The organism is Pseudomonas sp. Con_6 (genome assembly GCF_059379395.1).
The window spans coordinates 6,193,934-6,211,093 of the sequence record NZ_CM182011.1 but is presented as its reverse complement, the minus strand read 5'-3'; the positions used below and the strand labels follow the sequence as shown (position 1 = coordinate 6,211,093).

The following is a 17,160-nucleotide window of genomic DNA, read 5'->3' as shown; positions in this document are numbered from 1 at the left end:
GATGAATGCAAGCGTTCAACTGCCCGAGCCGAAAGACGCGGTACGGGCCGACAATGTCCTGAACATGGACGAGCGCCGCCCGGCGCGGATCGGGCTGTGGATGGTCCTCGCCGGCTTCGGCGGCTTCATGCTCTGGGCCGCCCTGGCCCCGCTGGACAAGGGCGTGCCGTTGTCCGGCAACGTGGTGGTGGCCGGCAGTCGACAGGCCGTGCAGCACCCCACTGGCGGAGTGATCGAACAGTTGCTGGTGCGCGATGGCGATCAGGTCACCGCGGGGCAGGTGCTGCTGCGCCTCGACGCGACACAGGCGCGTGCCCAGCACGAGTCGCTGCGGGTCCAGTTGCTCACCGCTCGGGCCATGCAGGCCCGACTGCTGGCCGAGCGTGCGGGCCAGGCGACGGTGCAGTTTTCTCCTGAATTGTTGAAGGATGCCAGCGAACCCTGGCTTGCAGCCATCCTTGAAACCCAGCGGCAACTGCTGACCAGTCGCCATCAGGCGCTGGGCATGGAGCTGGACGGGCTGCGCGAGAACATTGCCGGCTCCCAGGCCAGTCTCGATGGCCTGCAGGGTTCGATGGTGGCCAAGCAGGAGCAGCGCGCCGCCTTGCAAGAGCAACTACAAGGCCTGCGCGAGCTCGCCCGCGACGGCTATATCCCGCGCAACCGTCTGCTGGAAAACGAACGCTTGTATGCGCAGGTCAACGGCGCGATCTCCGAAGACCTCGGCAACCTTGGCCGGACCCGCCGCCAGTTGCAGGAACTCAGGCTGCGTATCGCTCAGCGCCAGCAGGAATACCAGCGAGAAGTCAGCCAGCAACTGACTGAGGCGCAGTCCAGTGCTGCCGACCTCGGCAACCGCCTGCGCAGCGCCGCTTTCGACCTGGCCAGCACCGAGGTCAAGGCTCCCGCCAGTGGCACCGTGGTGGGCTCCAGCGTGTTCACCAACGGCGGGGTGATTGCCCGCGGCCAGTCGCTGATGGAAATCGTGCCCCGTGACGTGCCGCTGCTGGTGGATGCCAGGGCTTCGGTGGAACTGATCGACCGTCTGCATCCTGGACTGCCGGTGGAACTGCTGTTCGTCGCCTTCAACCAGAGCACCACGCCGCGGGTCGAGGGCGAGGTGACCCTGGTGTCCGCCGATCGTCTGGTGGACGAGAAGAACGGCCAGCCCTATTACCAGGTCCGCGTGCGTGTCGGCGAGGACGGCCTGCGCCAGTTGGTCGGCAAGGACATCCGACCGGGTATGCCGGTGGAGACCTTCGTCCGCACTGGCGAGCGCTCGCTGCTCAATTACCTGTTCAAGCCGCTGACCGACCGGGCCCACGTCGCCCTGGCGGAGGAATGATGCGCCTGTTGTCCTGCCTGATTCTGCTGGGCCTGAGCCTGCCCGCCGCGGCCCTCGAACTGAGCGATGCCTATGCCTTGGCTCTGCGCAACGATCCGACCTTTCATGCCGCCATCGCCGAGCGCGATGCCGGCCAGGAGAACCGTGCCATCGGCCGGGCGCGTCTGCTGCCCAACCTGTCGTACCGCTACACCAACGCGCGCAACGACTCCGAGGTGACCCAGAGCACCACGGTCGGCAATCTCACCACCCAGCGCGACTACCGCAGCTACACCTCGACCCTGACCCTGCAGCAACCGCTGTTCGACTACGCCGCCTGGGCCGACTATCGCCAGGGCGTGGCCAAGGCGCTGCTGGCCGATGCGCAGTTTCGCGGGCGCGGCCAGGAGCTGGCGGTGCGCCTGTTCCAGGCCTACAGCGAAGCGCTGTTCGCCAGCGAGCAGATCGCCCTGGCCCAGGCGCAACGGCGCGCCTACGCCGAGCAACTGACCCTCAATGAACGTCTGTTCAAGGGCGGCGAGGGCACCCGCACCGATGTCCTGGAAACCCGCGCCCGCTACGAGTTGGCCAAGGCCCAGGAGATCGAGTCCACGGACAACCTGGACGCGGCCTTACGCGCCCTGCAGGCGATCATCGGCGAGCCGGTGGAAGTGGAAGACCTGGCGCCGTTGGCCAAGGGCTTCAAGGTCGAGCCGCTGGCGCCGGGTAACTTCGAGCATTGGCGCAGCCTGGCGGTGGGCAACAACGCGCAACTGATCGCCCAGCGGCATGCTGTCGAAGTCGCCGACCATGGCATCGAACGCAACCGCGCCGGGCACCTGCCCAGCCTCAGCGCCTATGCCAGTACCGGGCGTTCCAGTTCCAGTTCGGAGAGCACCTACAACCAGCGCTACGACACCGACAGCGTCGGTATCCAGCTGAGCATGCCGCTGTTCGCTGGCGGTGGTGTCTCGGCGGCGACCCGCCAGGCCACAGCCCAGCGCGACCAGGTGCAATACCAACTGGACGGCTTGCTCAACGAGACCCTCAACGAGTTGCGCAAGCAGTTCAACCTGTGTGCCAGCAGCGTGGCGAAGATTCGTGCCTATGAACTGGCGGAGGATTCAGCGGATCGCTTGATCGAGGCGACGCGCAAGAGTGTGGCGGGCGGGGAGCGGGTCAATCTTGATGTGTTGAATGCCGAGCAGCAGCTGTACAGCGCCCGACGTGACCTGGCCCAGGCCCGCTATGACTACTTGCGGGCCTGGCTGCAGGTTCACTATCTGGCGGGGACTCTGGAAGCCAGTGACTTGCAGAAGCTGGACAGATATTTCGTCAGCCGCGGCGCAAAGGCCACCGCCAGCCGCTGAGGCGTCGGCACTGGCCAGCGCCAGCGAATCGAGCGGGCTCGGCGCTGGCGTTCATGTATCAACCAGGCCATGCACAGCAGCATCACCAGCAGATGACCTTGCTGTACCAGCATCGGCAAGAGCATCGCCGGCCAGCAGGCCAGGACGCACCAACTACCCTTGGTGACGCCGTAGCCCACGCAATCGCGCACGACCTGCCAGCCAAACGCGGAGATCCGGGGGGACGCATGGCAGCGATTCAGGCTTTTCTGCTTGAGCGGCGTGGCTTGCCAGACCAGCACGATCAGGATCGCCGATAGCGTCGCAGGCCAGATGGCATCGCCGGCCAGCAACTTGAGGCCGATTGACAACAAGGTCAGCACGACCCCGGCGACACTCCACACCAACACGTAGCCTGTCACGAAGAGCATCACCGCCACTGGGCGGCGGCGTGGCAGGCTGCGTTGCCACAACGTGCGCATGGGGTTGTTGAGCAGCAAGGGCATCATGGCTAGCAACATCACCAACCAGGATTGCCACAGCCCCATTGGGTCGAGTACCAGCGCCTGAGTGATGCCGCGCCAGCCCAGTGCCGAGAGCAGATCGGCAATCGAACCGCAGAACACTGGGAGCGCCGCTTGCGTCGGCGCTCCCAGCAGTGCCGCCCAACCCGCCAGGCTGGCGGTTGCCAGCCAGGGCCAGGGACTGTTCAGCCAGGCGATGCTACGTTGCCTGACGCCCATCTTCACTCGCCTTTACGGTAGATGCTGATGCGTCCGATGGAGATATCGTCGCCGCTGACCAGCGGTTTGCGGGGATGCAAGCTGACTTGTAGATGGCTCAGGTCGAGCTCGCCCTTGGCACGCAGTGCATCGACGATCCCGGTGATCTCCAACGAGGCACTGATACCACTGCCGCCGTGAGGGTCGTTGGCATCACTGGCTGCGGCGACACCGAACAGCGATACCCCACCAGCACGCAATTCCGGATGGGTCGAAGGTGACTCGCCGTCGGGCAAGTTGACATAGACTTCGATAAACAGGCTGTTCCTGCGTCCACGGATGTTTTCCAGATTGAGGAATACCCGTTCGTGGGTTGGCGCCGCGGCGTTTTCAGCAAGCAGGCTTTTTGCTGCGAGGCCTTTTGCCACTTTGGCCACGCCTGGTTTGTCCAGACGGACCTGGGTAGTGCTCTTGTGGCCGTGCAATTGCAGCTTGTCGCTGTTGGCGCCGATCAGTTCGACTACAGGTTTCTTCACGCTGGCCACCGTTGGTCGAGCGCTGAAGGCAACAGCTTCCTTCGGTGCCTGCGACGTTTTGGGGATCGGATCGTGGTAGCTCTCGTAGGCATAGCCCAGCGCGTTCAGATCAAGAGTCTGATGAACTTTCCAGAAAGTGCTCTCGCCGTTCTCGTCCGGGAAGATGAAGGGACGTCCTGCTGGTGGGCCGTCGACGAACTCTGACTCGGTCGGGTTCTGATGGCTGGGGTCACGGTTGAGCCAGACCTGCCAGAGACGGTCGATGTTGGCGTGATGCAGCCAGAACACCGGATCCAGACCTGCGGTGCGCGGATCGGCCATCAGGCCCTCGTGGTAGTCGGGCGAAGTGTCCGGCAGGCCGTTGTTGCCCCCGACCATGTCGTGGACGTTGTTGTGTGGACTGCTTTCCAGCAGGCCGAAGATATGGTCGCGTCGCTCACCGTGGTTGAAACCGGTGACCGGGCCGCCAAAGCCGGTGGCGACGTCATCGTCACTGGTGTAGGGCACGGCTTTGATTGCGGTGGCAAGGTCAAGCTGCACGGGGTCGAGCTGGATGACACCATCGCCCTGTGTGCCATAGCGCAGGTTGACCGGCAGGGCCAGGGGATTCGGCGTGCCGTCGGGGAGGGTTTCGTCATAGAACTCCTGGGGCAACCCGAGAGTTTCCGGACGCGCCACGTAATCGTCGTAGTCCCAGTAGGGCAGGGCCCAGTCTGCAGGGCCGTTTAGCTTGATGATTTCGCTACGGATGATCTGTTCGAACGCCAACAGATAGGGACGGTGCCACGGCAGGAAGAACCAGGTGCGGTGCTGGCACTGGTCCCAGAACAGTTCGCGGTCATCGGCGGATGGCAGTTTCTCGCCTTTCTGGTAGTAGCCATCGGTTATCCACAATGCTTCCTTGAAACCGTGGATGGCGGCGAGGAAACGCCAGCTGGTGGGGTCAGTGATCGGACGCTTTTGAAGTACCTGGATCGCCTTGGCATACCACAGCAGGGTCGGGTTCCAGGTTTCGCCGAGCTTCCACAGATCCTTGCGCACATAAGTCATGTTCACGTTCTCCCTGTTCCTTGTGATGGGGTGTGTTCCGTTCGGGCTCGATGACGATAGACCCGTGACGGCAAAATGCCATATCCCTGTGTCGGTTTGTTGTACTAAACATCTGTGCGCCAACCAATGAAAAAGGGGCCGATGCTTGCGCATCGACCCCTGTTGCTACTGCCGTGTCATCAGTGTTCAGCGACGGCCTTTCGTCGTGACGCCGTTCCGGCATGTTCTCCTTCGGCGACCATCGGGATTTCCTTGCCGTCGGCATCGAACAGCTTGCCGTCCTTGAAGTAATCGCCGTCACGCAGGGCAGAGATATCGGAGTAAACCACTGTGCGCTCATAGCCGGCAGCGAACACGGACTGCTGGTCGGAATTGCCGGCCTTGAGGTGGTTGAACAGCAGGTTCAGGGCAATGGCCATGATCGCCGCCGAGCTGATGCCCGAGTGGAAGATGGTTTCGAACCAGCGCGGGAAGTGATCGTAGAAGTTCGGTGCGGCGATCGGGATCATGCCGAAGCCCAGGGAGGCGGCGACGATGATCAGGTTCATGTTGTTCTTGTATTCCACCTTGGACAGGGTGCGGATGCCGCTGGCGGCCACGGTGCCGAACAGCACGATACCGGCGCCACCGAGTACCGAGGTCGGTACCGCGGCAATCACCCGGCCCATGATCGGCAGCAGGCCGAGGACTACCAGGATCACGCCGCCGGTGGCTACCACGTAGCGGCTCTTCACTCCGGTCACGGCGACCAGGCCGACGTTCTGGGCGAAGGCGCTCTGGGTGAAGGAACCGAAGATTGGCGCAAGGATGCTCGAGGCCATGTCGGCGCGCAGGCCGTCGCCGAGACGACGCGAGTCGACCTTGGTGTCGATGATTTCACCGACGGCGAGGATGTCCGCCGAGGTTTCCACCAGGGTTACGATGATCACGATGCACATCGACAGGATCGCGGCGATGTGGAAGGTCGGCATGCCGAAATGGAATGGCGTCGGGAACGCTACCAGCGGGCCTTCCATGACCTTGCTGAAGTCGGCCATGCCCAGCGACCAGGCGATCAGGGTGCCGATGACCATCGCCAGGAGGATCGACAGCCGCGAGATGGCCGCGCTGCCCAGCTTGCTCAGGGCCAGTACGATACCGAAGGTCAGCGCCGCCAGGCCGATGTTGGCCATGCTGCCGAAGTCCGGCGACTTGCTGTTGCCGCCCATCACCCAGCGTGCCGCCACCGGCATCAGGGTCAGGCCGATGGTGGTGATGACGATGCCGGTCACCAGCGGCGGGAAGAACTTGGTGATGCGCGAGAAGATCGGTGTGATCAGGAAGCCGATGAACGACGCGGCCATCACTGCACCGAGCACGCCCGGCAGGCCACCACCGCCTTCGGTGCTGATGATCGCACCCATGGTCGCCACCCCGGCGAACGATACGCCCTGGACCAGTGGCAACTGGCAGCCGAAGAACGGCAGGCCGAGGGTTTGCAGGAGCGTGGCCAAGCCACCGGCGAACAGGGAGGCGGCGATCAGCAGGCCGATCTCGGCCGGCGTCAGGCCAGCCGCCTGACCGAGAATCAGGGGTACGGCGACGATCCCTCCATACATGGTCAGGACGTGCTGCAGGCCATAGGCCAGGTTGGCGCCGAGACCGAGGTTTTCGTCCTCGGGACGTTGAGCGGGAGACGTGCTGGGTGCGGACATGTTCATGGGAGCATGGGTCTCTGTTTTATTGTTGTGGCGCTACTGTAGACACTCCATGCATTCGATTGCCAGCAAAATTGTATACAATTTATCGATTGGCGCAGGAACAGTAGGGCCATAGATTTGGCCGTTTATCCTGTGCATCAATCGTTCCAGTTATGCAGGCGCGCTGTATCACAGCTATGAAAAAACCGTGTACAGCGCGAAAAAAGCTGTCTTAGTGGACAAGAAAGCCGAGGGAGGGAAATTCGATAGCAAGCTAAAAGTTTTTAAACTTCGATCAATTCGTGGAATTCACGCTCCAGTTCGGTGCGATTTGCCAGGTTCAGCTCGATAAGGCGGCGTAAATGTCCCATCGACTCGATATCGATGTGCAGACAGACAAAACCCAGCTGGGTGTCCTCGACATGACGCAGTTGCACCTGCATCGTCACCCGAGCTTCCTTGTTCAGGTGGATATGTGCGTTGAACGGTTGCTCGCCGTCGCCGTCCCAGTCGGCGGGGGATTCGACCAGCAGGCCCTTGAGGGAGATATCGATCAGTTCGACCGGCCAGCGGCGCTCGCCCTGGATCAGTTCGGTGGGGGCATCGAAGGCAATGCGTTTGAAGCGTCGACGTTCGTTCTGCTCGTTCATGCTCGGGCCTCCGGGGGGACTTCTGAACTATAGCGCAGTGCTTGCCAGCGCCCGCCAAGGGGCGCAATCTTGCCTGGTGGCCATGGGCCTTGGAGGCTCTAGACCAACGTTGGGGCTGGCCTTTCCGACGACTCTCGCTAGACTCGGAAGGCTAACTTTTATCCACTAGCTGGAAGCGAACCATGAACAACAATAATAGCCTGGCCCGCCATATCCCCTGGCTGGCGCTGGCAGTACTAGGGGCCTGTGCGCTCGGGGTGGTTGCCCTGCGGCGTGGCGAAGCCATCAATGCCTTGTGGATTGTCGTCGCCTCGGTGGCGATCTACCTGGTCGCGTACCGTTACTACAGCCTGTTCATCGCCACCAAGGTGATGCAACTGGACCCGCGCCGGGCTACGCCTGCGGTGCTCAACAACGATGGCCTGGACTACGTCCCGACCAACAAGCACATTCTATTCGGCCATCATTTCGCCGCGATTGCAGGCGCCGGTCCCCTGGTCGGTCCGGTGCTCGCCGCACAGATGGGCTACCTGCCCGGCACCTTGTGGCTGATCGCCGGCGTGGTGCTGGCCGGTGCGGTGCAGGACTTCATGATCCTGTTCCTCTCCACCCGCCGCAACGGCCGTTCCCTGGGCGACATGGTGCGCGAGGAAATGGGCCGCATCCCCGGGACCATCGCCCTGTTCGGCTGCTTCCTGATCATGATCATCATCCTCGCGGTGCTCGCACTGATCGTGGTGAAGGCCCTGGCCGAGAGCCCATGGGGCATGTTCACCGTGATGGCGACCATCCCGATCGCGATGTTCATGGGCATCTATATGCGCTATATCCGTCCGGGGCATATCGGCGAGATCTCGGTGATCGGCGTCGTCCTGCTGCTCCTGTCGATCTGGCTGGGGGGCCAGATCGCAGCGGATCCGGTATGGGGCCCGGCGTTCACCTTCACCGGCGTGCAGATCACCTGGATGCTGGTGGGCTACGGCTTCGTCGCCGCCGTGCTGCCGGTATGGCTGGTGCTGGCGCCGCGTGACTACCTGTCGACCTTCCTCAAGATCGGCACCATCATCGCCCTGGCCATCGGCATCCTGATCATCGCTCCAGAGCTGAAAATGCCGGCGCTGACCCAGTTCACCGACGGCACCGGCCCTGTGTGGAAGGGCACCCTGTTCCCGTTCCTGTTCATCACCATTGCCTGTGGCGCGGTGTCCGGCTTCCACGCACTGATCTCCTCGGGGACCACGCCGAAGTTGCTGGACAACGAAGTCAACGCCCGCTACATCGGCTACGGCGGCATGCTGATGGAGTCGTTCGTCGCCATCATGGCCATGGTCGCCGCCTCGGTGATCGAGCCGGGCGTGTACTTCGCCATGAACAGCCCTGCCGCAGTGGTCGGCGCCGACGTGGTGTCGGTGGCCCAGACTGTCAGCAGTTGGGGCTTCACCATCACCCCCGAGCAACTGGAAGCGACCGCCCGTGACATCGGCGAGCACACCATCCTGGCCCGTGCCGGTGGTGCGCCGACCCTGGCGGTGGGTATCGCGCAGATCCTCCACCAGGTGCTGCCGGGTGAAAATACCATGGCCTTCTGGTACCACTTCGCGATCCTGTTCGAGGCGCTGTTCATCCTCACTGCAGTGGACGCCGGTACCCGTGCCGGACGCTTCATGCTTCAGGACCTGCTGGGCAGCTTTATCCCGGCGCTGAAGCGTACCGAGTCGTGGGGCGCCAACCTGCTTGCCACCGCCGGTTGCGTGGCGCTCTGGGGCTACCTGCTGTACCAGGGCGTGATCGATCCGCTGGGCGGCATCAATACCTTGTGGCCGCTGTTCGGCATCTCCAACCAGATGCTCGCCGGCATCGCGCTGATGCTGGGTACCGTGGTCCTGATCAAGATGAAGCGCCAGCGCTACATCTGGGTCACCCTGGTACCGGCCGTATGGCTGCTGATCTGCACCACCACTGCGGGCCTGATCAAGCTGTTCGACCCGAACCCGGCCGTCGGCTTCCTGGCCCTGGCCAAGAAGTACAGCGCTGCGCTGGACGCAGGCCAGGTCATTGCCCCGGCCAAGGACATTGCGCAGATGCAGCACGTGATCTTCAACGCCTACACCAACGCTACCCTGACCGTGCTGTTTCTGGTCGTGGTGTTCAGTGTGCTGTTCTTCGCGCTCAAGGTCGGTTACGCCGCCCTCGGCAAGAAGGAGCGCAGCGACAAGGAAACCCCGTTCCAGGCCCTGCCGGACGCTTGATAGAGGATCGCCGTCATGTTCAACGACCTGGGTCGACTGGGTAAGTACCTGGGGCAGGCAGCCCGCCTGATGGTCGGTATGCCCGACTACGACAACTATGTCGAGCACATGAAGAGCAAGCACCCGGACAAACCGGTGATGAGCTACGAGGCGTTCTTCCGCGAACGCCAGGAAGCCCGTTACGGCGGCAAGGGTGGGCCCAAGTGCTGCTGAAAGGCCGCGCTTGAGCCAGTGACACAACCTGTGGGAGCCCGGCGCGCCGGGCTCCCACAGTCATTTTCAGCGTCAGGAGAGTTTTCCGCGTGCATTCCCCCATTCCCGTGACCGTGCTCAGTGGCTTCCTCGGTGCCGGCAAGACCACCTTGCTGCGGCACATCCTCAAGGCCGAGCACGGCCTGAAAATCGCCGTCATCGAGAACGAGTTCAGCGATGCCGGCATCGACAGCCAACTGCTGGGCGATGCTCCGGTGCAGGTCATGACCCTGGCCAACGGCTGTGTCTGCTGCAGTATCCACACCGACCTGACCAAGGCCCTGTACCTGTTGCTGGAGCGCCTGGACAGCGGCGAGATCGCCTTCGACCGCCTGGTGATCGAGTGCACCGGCCTGGCCGACCCGGCGCCGGTGGCGCAGACCTTCTTCATCGACGAGGAGCTGCGCGAGCGCTACATCCTCGACGGCATCATCACCCTGGTGGACGCGGCGCATGCCGAGTTGCACCTGACCCAGGCCATCGCCCAGGCCCAGGTCGGGTTTGCCGATCGCTTGCTGCTGAGCAAGACCGACCTGGTGGACGACGCCACGGTCGAGGCGCTGACCGCACGCCTGGGCCGCATCAACCGGCGCGCGCCGGTGCGGGTGGTGGATCATGGCCAGATCGATCTGGCCGAGTTGCTGGATGTGCGCGGCTTCAACCTCAATGCCGACCTCGGTGGCGGGATGATCCTGCGGCCGGTGGGCGGAACCGCCACGCCGGACCGGATCACCAGCCTGGTGCTGCGCACGGAGACGCCACTGGATATCGATCGCCTCAGCGACTTCATGAACGAGTTGCTGGAAGAGCATGGCAAGCAGTTGCTGCGCTACAAGGGCGTGCTGAATGTCGCTGGCGAGGATCGGCGGCTGGTGTTCCAGGGGGTGTTGAAGCTGTATGGGTTTGACTGGGATACCGAGTGGGCTGAGGGGGAGGTGCGAGAGAGCGTGATGGTGTTCATTGCCGATCAGTTGCCGGAAGAGAAGATCCGGGCGGGGTTCGAGGCGTTGGCGCACTGACCCGAGTAACAGCGCAGCTCCCACAGGTCCCTGCTAAATCAATGAGTCAGGTGTCGTTCTCAATGATTCGCCAGTTCCTGCGACAGTTCGGGATGCCTGGCTATAAGGCGCATCAAGCAGAGCACCCCCCCCGGCGGAACATGGCGCCCTTGCTCCCAGTCACGCAGGGTCGCCACCGGTGTGGCGATACGTTCGGCGAATATCGCCTGGGTCAGGCCGGAGCGCTCCCGTGCCTGGCGGACCAGCATCTGCTCCGGGGTGGTAACTCGTCCTGCCCCCGTCTTCGCTTCCTGGAGCGCCTGGCGCAGGTCTGGAATGGCTTCGCCAGCATCGCTCTCGATGGCTCTGGCAACCGCTTCAATATCAATGTCACGCATATCACACCACCTTGCCGATTTCAGCGGGGCTCATGTTGGAGCACTCGGCCTTTGCATAGAGGGCAACCAGCAGAACGATTTCATCTTCGGTCAGGTTGAAATAGATCACTCGGGTACCGCCAGATTTTCCACAACCGCTCCTGGTCCAGCGCACCTTGCGCGCACCCTCTGCCCCAGGGACCACATCCCCCGCCAGCGGGTTGAGCGCGCCCCAATCAATGAATGCCACCCGCTCGTCATCAGACCAAAGCCTGGCAGCGTGTTTCTGAAACGTTGGTGTTTCGATCACTGTTCGCATTGCCGCCGAGTACGGGAAACCCGTACTCGGCGGGAGTATGGCTTGCCCGGTTGTTCGTTTCAAGTTGCGTCTGCTGGGCGATTTTTGGCGGTCATTGGCAAGTAACTGAAAAGGCGGCCGAGCGCGGACCCTGTGGGAGCGGTGGCGATCCATCAGGCATAAAAAAACCGATGCCGGTCACCCGGCATCGGTTTTTTCAGTTCAGCCCTGAATCAGTTGCCGTAGACCGGCAGCTTCTTGCAGATGGCCTTGACCTTCTCGCGAACGGCGTCGATCACCGCTTCGTTGTTCAGGTCAGCCAGGATGTCACAGATCCAGCCAGCCAGTTCCTTGCATTCGGCTTCCTTGAAGCCGCGAGTGGTGACCGCTGGAGTACCGAAGCGCAGGCCGGAAGTGACGAACGGGGAACGTGGGTCGTTCGGTACGGAGTTCTTGTTCACGGTGATGTAGGCGCGGCCCAGGGCGGCGTCGGCATCTTTACCGGAAATCTCCTGCTTGATCAGCGACAGCAGGAACAGGTGGTTCTGGGTACCACCGGAGACCACGTCGAAACCACGCTCGATGAACACGCTGGCCATGGCCTGAGCGTTTTTCACGACCTGCTGCTGGTAAGCCTTGAACTCAGGCTGCAGCGCTTCCTTGAAGCAGATGGCCTTGGCGGCGATCACGTGCTCCAGCGGGCCGCCCTGGGCGCCCGGGAAGACCGCGGAGTTCAGCTTCTTCTCGATGTCGGCGTTGGCACGGGCCAGGATCAGGCCACCACGTGGACCACGCAGGGTCTTGTGGGTGGTGGTGGTGACGACGTCGGCGAACGGAACCGGGTTCGGGTACACGCCAGCGGCAACCAGGCCGGCCACGTGGGCCATGTCGACGAACAGGTAGGCACCGACCTTGTCGGCGATTTCACGGAAGCGGGCGAAGTCCAGGACCTGCGAGTAGGCCGAGAAACCGGCAACGATCATCTTCGGCTTGTGCTCCAGCGCCAGGCGCTCGACTTCGTCGTAGTCGATCAGGCCGTTGCCGTCGATGCCGTACTGGATGGCGTTGTACAGCTTGCCCGACGAGCTCACGGCGGCGCCGTGGGTCAGGTGGCCGCCGTGGGCCAGGCTCATGCCGAGGATGGTGTCACCGGCCTGCAGCAGGGCCAGGTAGACGGCGGCGTTGGCCTGGGAGCCGGCGTGCGGCTGGACGTTGGCGTAGTCGGCGCCGAACAGTTCCTTGGCACGGTCGATGGCCAGTTGCTCGACCACGTCGACGTACTCGCAACCACCGTAGTAACGCTTGCCTGGGTAGCCTTCGGCGTACTTGTTGGTCAGAACCGAGCCTTGGGCTTCCATCACGGCTGGGCTGGTGTAGTTTTCCGAAGCGATCAGCTCGATGTGCTCTTCCTGGCGCTGGGCTTCCTGCTGCATGGCTTCGAAGAGCTCGGCGTCGTACTTGGCAATGGTCAAATCACGGCTGAACATGGCGGTCCTCAAGGATCGGGCTGAAATAGGCGGGCATTCTACCCCATAGACTTTTGTCTGGCATATGAAAGGGGATCATCTGGCAGACAAATGGGATTCAAGCAGCATGAATCCCCGGGCTACTCCAGCATGAACAGCGTTTCGTTGCTGAACTGCGCCTCGAACTGGTTGGCCGGCATCGGCCGGCCGAACAGGTAGCCCTGCACCTCGTCGCAGCCGTGCTCGCGCAGGAACTCCAGTTGCTCGTGGGTTTCCACGCCCTCGGCGATCACCGCAAGGTTGAGGCTGTGGGCCATGGCGATGATCGCGCGAGCGATCTGCGCGTCCTGTTCGCCTTCCGGCAGGCCGTCGACGAAGGTCCGGTCGATCTTCAGCACATCGATGGGGAACTGCTTGAGGTAGTTGAGCGACGAGTAACCCGTGCCGAAGTCGTCGACCGCGATGCTCAGGCCGAGGTTCTTCAGGCTGTCGAGGATCTGCATGGCCTCGTGCACTTCGCGCATCAGGATACTTTCGGTCAGCTCCAGCTCCAGGCACGCCGGTGGCAGACCGGTGTCCTTGAGGATACTGGCGATGCGATTGCCCAACTGGCCATCGGAGAACTGCCGCGCCGAGATGTTCACCGAGACCTTCGGCACCCGCACCCGCGCCTGGTGCCAGGCCTTGAGCTGGCGCGAGGCTTCGGCGATGACCCAGTCGCCCACGTCCACCACCAGGCCCAGTTCTTCCATGACCGGGATGAAGTCTCCCGGCGGCACCAGCCCGCGTTGCGGGTGGCGCCAGCGCAGCAGCGCCTCGGCACCGGTCAGGCGCTTGCCGTCGCCGCTGAACTGCGGTTGGTAGTAAAGGATGAATTCGTTCTGTTCCAGGGCGTGGCGCAGGTCGCTTTCCAGTTCCAGGCGTTCCAGGGCACTGGCGTTCATGTCCGCCTGGTAGAACTGGAAGTTGTTCTTGCCGCGCTCTTTGGCGTGGTACATCGCGGTGTCGGCGTTCTTCATCAACTGGCTCAGTTCGCTGCCGTCTTGCGGACTGAGGGCGATACCGATACTGGCGGTGACGAAGAACTCGCGGTTCTCCAGGACGAACGGTCGAACCAGGCTGCCGAGGATCTGTTCGGCGACATGGATGGCGCGGTTCAGCGCCATCTCGCGGGTGGCCCGCGGTTGCAGGAGCAGGGTGAATTCGTCGCCGCCCATGCGCGCCACGGTGTCGTCGTCATCGACGCAGTCCAGCAAGCGTTCGGCCATGTCCTTGAGCATGCGATCGCCGGCGGCGTGGCCGAGGGAGTCGTTGATCGGCTTGAAACGGTCGAGGTCGAGGAACATCAACACCACCCACGACTTGTGCCGCTCGGCCTGCTGCAGCGCGGTATGCAGACGGTCCTGGAACAGCGTGCGGTTGGGCAGGTGGGTGAGGGCGTCGTAGTAGGCCAGGCGGTGGATGCGCTGTTCGCTGGCCTTGCGCTCGCTGATGTCGGTGAAGAAGCACACGTAGCTGGCCAGGTCGCCCTCGTCGTCGAGCACCGCGGTGATACCCACCCACGCCGGGTAATGCTCGCCGCTGCGGCGCTTGAGCCACACTTCGCCTTCCCAGGTGCCGCGCTGGTGCAACTGCTTGAGCACGTAGCGCAGGTGCGAGTCCTGCTGGCCGTCGACGGTGAGCATGCTCGGCAACTGGTCGAGGACGTCGCGTACCGCATAGCCGCTGACCCGGCTGAACGCTTCGTTGGCCTGGACGATGTAGCCGGCCGGGTCGGTGATGAGGATCGCCGAGGTCGAGTGTTCGAAGACCGTTGCCGCCATACGCAGGTCTTTTTCCGCGCGGCGCTGCTGACTGATGTCGCGGCCGACGCCGAGGATGCCGCCGAACTGGTCGTGCTCGTCCCAGACCAGCACCAGGCGCAGTTCGATCGGAATCTTGCGGCCATCGGCGCGCAGGCAGTCGAACAGGAACAGCTGGGTCGGCACCTGGGTGCGCAGGGCTTCCAGCTGGGCGGCGTCGCCAAGAGCGCGGTTGACCCGTTCGATCAGAGTGTAAAGGCCGGCCAGTTGCGCCGGGTTGGCGATGGTCGATTGCCAGCCGTTGTTGAAGATCCACTCGACGTTGTAGCCCAGCACCGAGCGTACCGATGGACTGACGTAGTTGAGCTGCAACTGGTCGTCGGTGGAGAAGATCACGTCGCTGATGCTTTCGGCGAGCATGCGGTAGCGCTGCTCGCTGTCACGCAGGGACTCGCTGGCTTCGAGCTGGTCGGTGACGTCCTTGGCCACGCCGATGATCCGCGTGACATTGCCGGCGGCATCGCGGGTCAGCACCTGCTCGCGGATGTCGTAGCGGCGCCAGCGCTGGTCGTGGTGGCGGAAGCGCAACTGGCAGTGCAACTGCTCCAGGTAGCCGCTCTCGCGCTGTTGCTGGCGCAGGGCACGGTACAGCGCCGCGTCTTCCGGGTGCAGGAGGATTTCCCAGAAGAACTCGCCCATGCGCGCCAGTTCGTGGCGCTCGTAGCCCAGGGTCTGGCCGAGGTGGCGGTTGCTGAAGATCATCCGCAGGCTTTGCACGTCCTGCACGTAGAGCTGGTCCGGCACGGTGCGGACCACGTCGGACCAGAAGCTCTCGCGCTCCAGCAACGACAGTTCGACGCGCTTGCGGCTGGTGATGTCGCTGATGCTGAGGATCACCGCCTTGTAGTCGCGGCGCTGCTCCGGGAAACGCACCATCAGCCACAGGTGCTGGTCGAGGCCCTGCTCGGTTGGCAGGCGCACTTCCAGTTCTAGCTGCGCCTGCTGGTCGAGCAGGGCGCCCACCAGGTGCAGGCCGACGCCGTCACGGTCCAGGGCATTGCCGGCGATCAGGTGGCGCCAGGCGCCCTCGCTGCAATCGACACCGAGCAGTTGCAGGGCAACCTGGTTGACCTCGGTGACCTTCAGTTCGCGCAACAGCAGGTCGCGCAGCGCCGGGTCGTTGTCCAGGCGTTGCTCGAGTTCCTGGCGGCTGCGCAGGCGCAGGCGTTCGAGGAGCGCCGGCAGGGCGGACAGGTCGAGCACGCAGAGAGCCACGCCGGTGCTTTCGAAGATGTCCTGGTAGCGCCGACGGCTTTCCTGCAGGGCCAGGTTGCGCCGACGCATGTTGAACAGCGCCAGCAGCGGCAGCACCGCGCAGAGCAGCACCAGCATGGCCTTGCCCACCAGCGCCGGCAGCAGTTCGCGGCGACTGCGCTCGGCGTCGTGGAAGCCGCGCAGTTGCCAGTCGCTGTGATCGAGGAAGGTCAGCACCACGCTTTGCAGCGGGGTCTCTTCGCTATTGGGCGAGGGTGGCGGATGGCGATGCAGGTGGTCGCTGAGTGTCTCTGCGGTCTGGCCGTTTTCCAGTTGCCATTGCGCGCGATTGGCATGTACCAGGTGTTCGGCGAGTTGCTGGTACCAGCCCGGTTCGAAGCGCAACAGCCAGTAGGCACTGTCTGCCTCCTCGCCTTGGTGCAGTAGCAGGTACACGAAAGCATTGCCTGCGGCGTTGCTGAAGAAGTACGCGTGCTGCTGGTTGCGCCGTAGCAGTTCGGCCATGACTGTCTGGTCGGGGGACTCGTCGAGACTGTCGCGCAGGATCCGTCCGTCGGCGGTCACCCAGGCCAGGCTGTCGAGGGCCGGCAGGCGCTGGTGCAGGCGGCTGAACAGCGCAGGCATGGTCTCGGCATCCGGCGCGGCGGCGGGCAGCAGGTTGCGCGCGCCCTGGGCTTCCAGGGCCAGGCTCAGGTTCATCCGCTCGGCCAGTTCGGCGCTGGCGTCGATGCTGTGCTGGCGGCGGTCGGCCAGCGTGTGGCGGTACTGTTCCAGGGTCTGCCAGAACAGCAGGGCGAGCAGCAGCAGGACCAGGATCGCCAAGGCGCCCTTCAACGAGCCGCGCAAGGACTGACCCGACGCGACGGAGGCTTTGCGCGAGGAAGACGGCTGATTGAGATTGGTCAAACGGTGATCCTGCGGTAAGGCTGGGACGGCAGCGCATGGTCGGTGCCGACCAAGCTGGCGGCGATCCAGGGCTGCACTATAAGCCGGACGCCCGAAGGGCGGCTAGCATGCCCTGAAGTGTGGCAAAGTGCCAGTCCTGTTCGTCGGAACGCTTTTCCCGTCTCGCCCGACGGTAGGGGCGGTACCGCCCTGACCCCTGCCCGCCGTCGCCCAGTTCGGGTAACCTT

13 protein-coding genes are annotated in these 17,160 nt (G+C 63.4%); 5 read left to right on the top strand and 8 right to left on the bottom strand.

The features are described from left to right. Position 1 precedes the first annotated feature (1 nt). Positions 2-1,345, top strand: a complete 1,344-nt coding sequence (locus tag AC5QPF_RS28120; protein ID WP_494960871.1) for an HlyD family type I secretion periplasmic adaptor subunit — start codon at positions 2-4, stop codon at positions 1,343-1,345. After that, positions 1,345-2,694 carry a TolC family outer membrane protein gene (locus tag AC5QPF_RS28115; RefSeq protein WP_494960870.1) on the top strand — a complete coding sequence of 450 codons (1,350 nt, stop codon included), beginning with the start codon at positions 1,345-1,347 and terminating at the stop codon, positions 2,692-2,694. Before AC5QPF_RS28120 ends, AC5QPF_RS28115 begins: the two co-directional genes overlap by 1 nt. Here the strand turns inward: AC5QPF_RS28115 and AC5QPF_RS28110 are convergent. The 4 genes from AC5QPF_RS28110 to AC5QPF_RS28095 form a co-directional block, all read right to left on the bottom strand. Beyond that, positions 2,604-3,416 (bottom strand): copper chaperone, encoded by an 813-nt coding sequence (locus tag AC5QPF_RS28110; RefSeq protein ID WP_494960869.1) that lies wholly within the window; start codon positions 3,414-3,416, stop codon positions 2,604-2,606. The two genes, AC5QPF_RS28115 and AC5QPF_RS28110, sit on opposite strands and share 91 nt — an antisense overlap. Positions 3,417-3,418: 2 nt before the next feature. After that, positions 3,419-4,981 carry a DUF7868 domain-containing protein gene (locus AC5QPF_RS28105; protein WP_494964270.1) on the bottom strand — a complete coding sequence of 521 codons (1,563 nt, stop codon included), beginning with the start codon at positions 4,979-4,981 and terminating at the stop codon, positions 3,419-3,421. A gap of 179 nt (positions 4,982-5,160) precedes the next feature. Then, on the bottom strand, positions 5,161-6,675 hold the full coding sequence (locus AC5QPF_RS28100; RefSeq protein ID WP_494964269.1) for a solute carrier family 23 protein: 1,515 nt from the start codon (positions 6,673-6,675) through the stop codon (positions 5,161-5,163). 269 nt (positions 6,676-6,944) lie between these two features. Beyond that, positions 6,945-7,310: a PilZ domain-containing protein gene (locus tag AC5QPF_RS28095; RefSeq protein WP_494960868.1), complete on the bottom strand. Its 366-nt coding sequence runs from the start codon at positions 7,308-7,310 to the stop codon at positions 6,945-6,947. 182 nt (positions 7,311-7,492) lie between these two features. Here AC5QPF_RS28095 and AC5QPF_RS28090 point away from each other — a divergent pair, with 182 nt between their 5' ends. The 3 genes from AC5QPF_RS28090 (at position 7,493) to yjiA (ending at position 10,830) form a co-directional block, all read left to right on the top strand. Beyond that, positions 7,493-9,559, top strand: a complete 2,067-nt coding sequence (locus AC5QPF_RS28090) for a carbon starvation CstA family protein (RefSeq protein ID WP_494960867.1) — start codon at positions 7,493-7,495, stop codon at positions 9,557-9,559. Between the two features lie 15 nt (positions 9,560-9,574). Then, complete coding sequence (locus tag AC5QPF_RS28085; RefSeq protein WP_330073925.1) at positions 9,575-9,772, top strand: YbdD/YjiX family protein; 198 nt, start codon at positions 9,575-9,577, stop codon at positions 9,770-9,772. An 89-nt stretch (positions 9,773-9,861) separates the two neighbouring features. Continuing rightward, positions 9,862-10,830, top strand: a complete 969-nt coding sequence (gene yjiA / locus AC5QPF_RS28080) for a GTPase (RefSeq protein ID WP_494960866.1) — start codon at positions 9,862-9,864, stop codon at positions 10,828-10,830. Positions 10,831-10,889: 59 nt separating this feature from the next. On the opposite strand, the gene AC5QPF_RS28075 is transcribed toward yjiA, so the two are convergent. The 4 genes from AC5QPF_RS28075 to AC5QPF_RS28060 form a co-directional block, all read right to left on the bottom strand. Beyond that, positions 10,890-11,207, bottom strand: coding sequence for a helix-turn-helix domain-containing protein (locus tag AC5QPF_RS28075; protein ID WP_494960865.1), 318 nt, complete (start codon positions 11,205-11,207; stop codon positions 10,890-10,892). A gap of 1 nt (position 11,208) precedes the next feature. After that, the gene (locus tag AC5QPF_RS28070) at positions 11,209-11,568 is read right to left on the bottom strand and encodes a transcriptional regulator (protein ID WP_494960864.1); all 360 of its coding nucleotides are present in this window, start codon (positions 11,566-11,568) and stop codon (positions 11,209-11,211) included. A gap of 149 nt (positions 11,569-11,717) precedes the next feature. Beyond that, the gene (gene glyA / locus AC5QPF_RS28065; RefSeq protein WP_494960863.1) at positions 11,718-12,971 is read right to left on the bottom strand and encodes a serine hydroxymethyltransferase; all 1,254 of its coding nucleotides are present in this window, start codon (positions 12,969-12,971) and stop codon (positions 11,718-11,720) included. A 119-nt stretch (positions 12,972-13,090) separates the two neighbouring features. Then, a complete protein-coding gene (locus AC5QPF_RS28060) occupies positions 13,091-16,933 on the bottom strand; it encodes an EAL domain-containing protein (RefSeq protein WP_494960862.1) in 3,843 nt (1,280 codons plus the stop codon). Positions 16,934-17,160 lie beyond the last annotated feature (227 nt).

Coding starts and splice junctions, on each gene's coding strand:
- AC5QPF_RS28110 (WP_494960869.1), bottom strand. CDS start 3,416: ATGGGCGTCAGGCAACGTAGCATCGCCTGGCTGAACAGTCCCTGGCCC.
- AC5QPF_RS28100 (WP_494964269.1), bottom strand. CDS start 6,675: ATGTCCGCACCCAGCACGTCTCCCGCTCAACGTCCCGAGGACGAAAAC.
- AC5QPF_RS28095 (WP_494960868.1), bottom strand. CDS start 7,310: ATGAACGAGCAGAACGAACGTCGACGCTTCAAACGCATTGCCTTCGAT.
- AC5QPF_RS28105 (WP_494964270.1), bottom strand. CDS start 4,981: ATGACTTATGTGCGCAAGGATCTGTGGAAGCTCGGCGAAACCTGGAAC.
- glyA (WP_494960863.1), bottom strand. CDS start 12,971: ATGTTCAGCCGTGATTTGACCATTGCCAAGTACGACGCCGAGCTCTTC.
- AC5QPF_RS28085 (WP_330073925.1), top strand. CDS start 9,575: ATGTTCAACGACCTGGGTCGACTGGGTAAGTACCTGGGGCAGGCAGCC.
- AC5QPF_RS28120 (WP_494960871.1), top strand. CDS start 2: ATGAATGCAAGCGTTCAACTGCCCGAGCCGAAAGACGCGGTACGGGCC.
- AC5QPF_RS28075 (WP_494960865.1), bottom strand. CDS start 11,207: ATGCGTGACATTGATATTGAAGCGGTTGCCAGAGCCATCGAGAGCGAT.
- AC5QPF_RS28090 (WP_494960867.1), top strand. CDS start 7,493: ATGAACAACAATAATAGCCTGGCCCGCCATATCCCCTGGCTGGCGCTG.
- AC5QPF_RS28115 (WP_494960870.1), top strand. CDS start 1,345: ATGCGCCTGTTGTCCTGCCTGATTCTGCTGGGCCTGAGCCTGCCCGCC.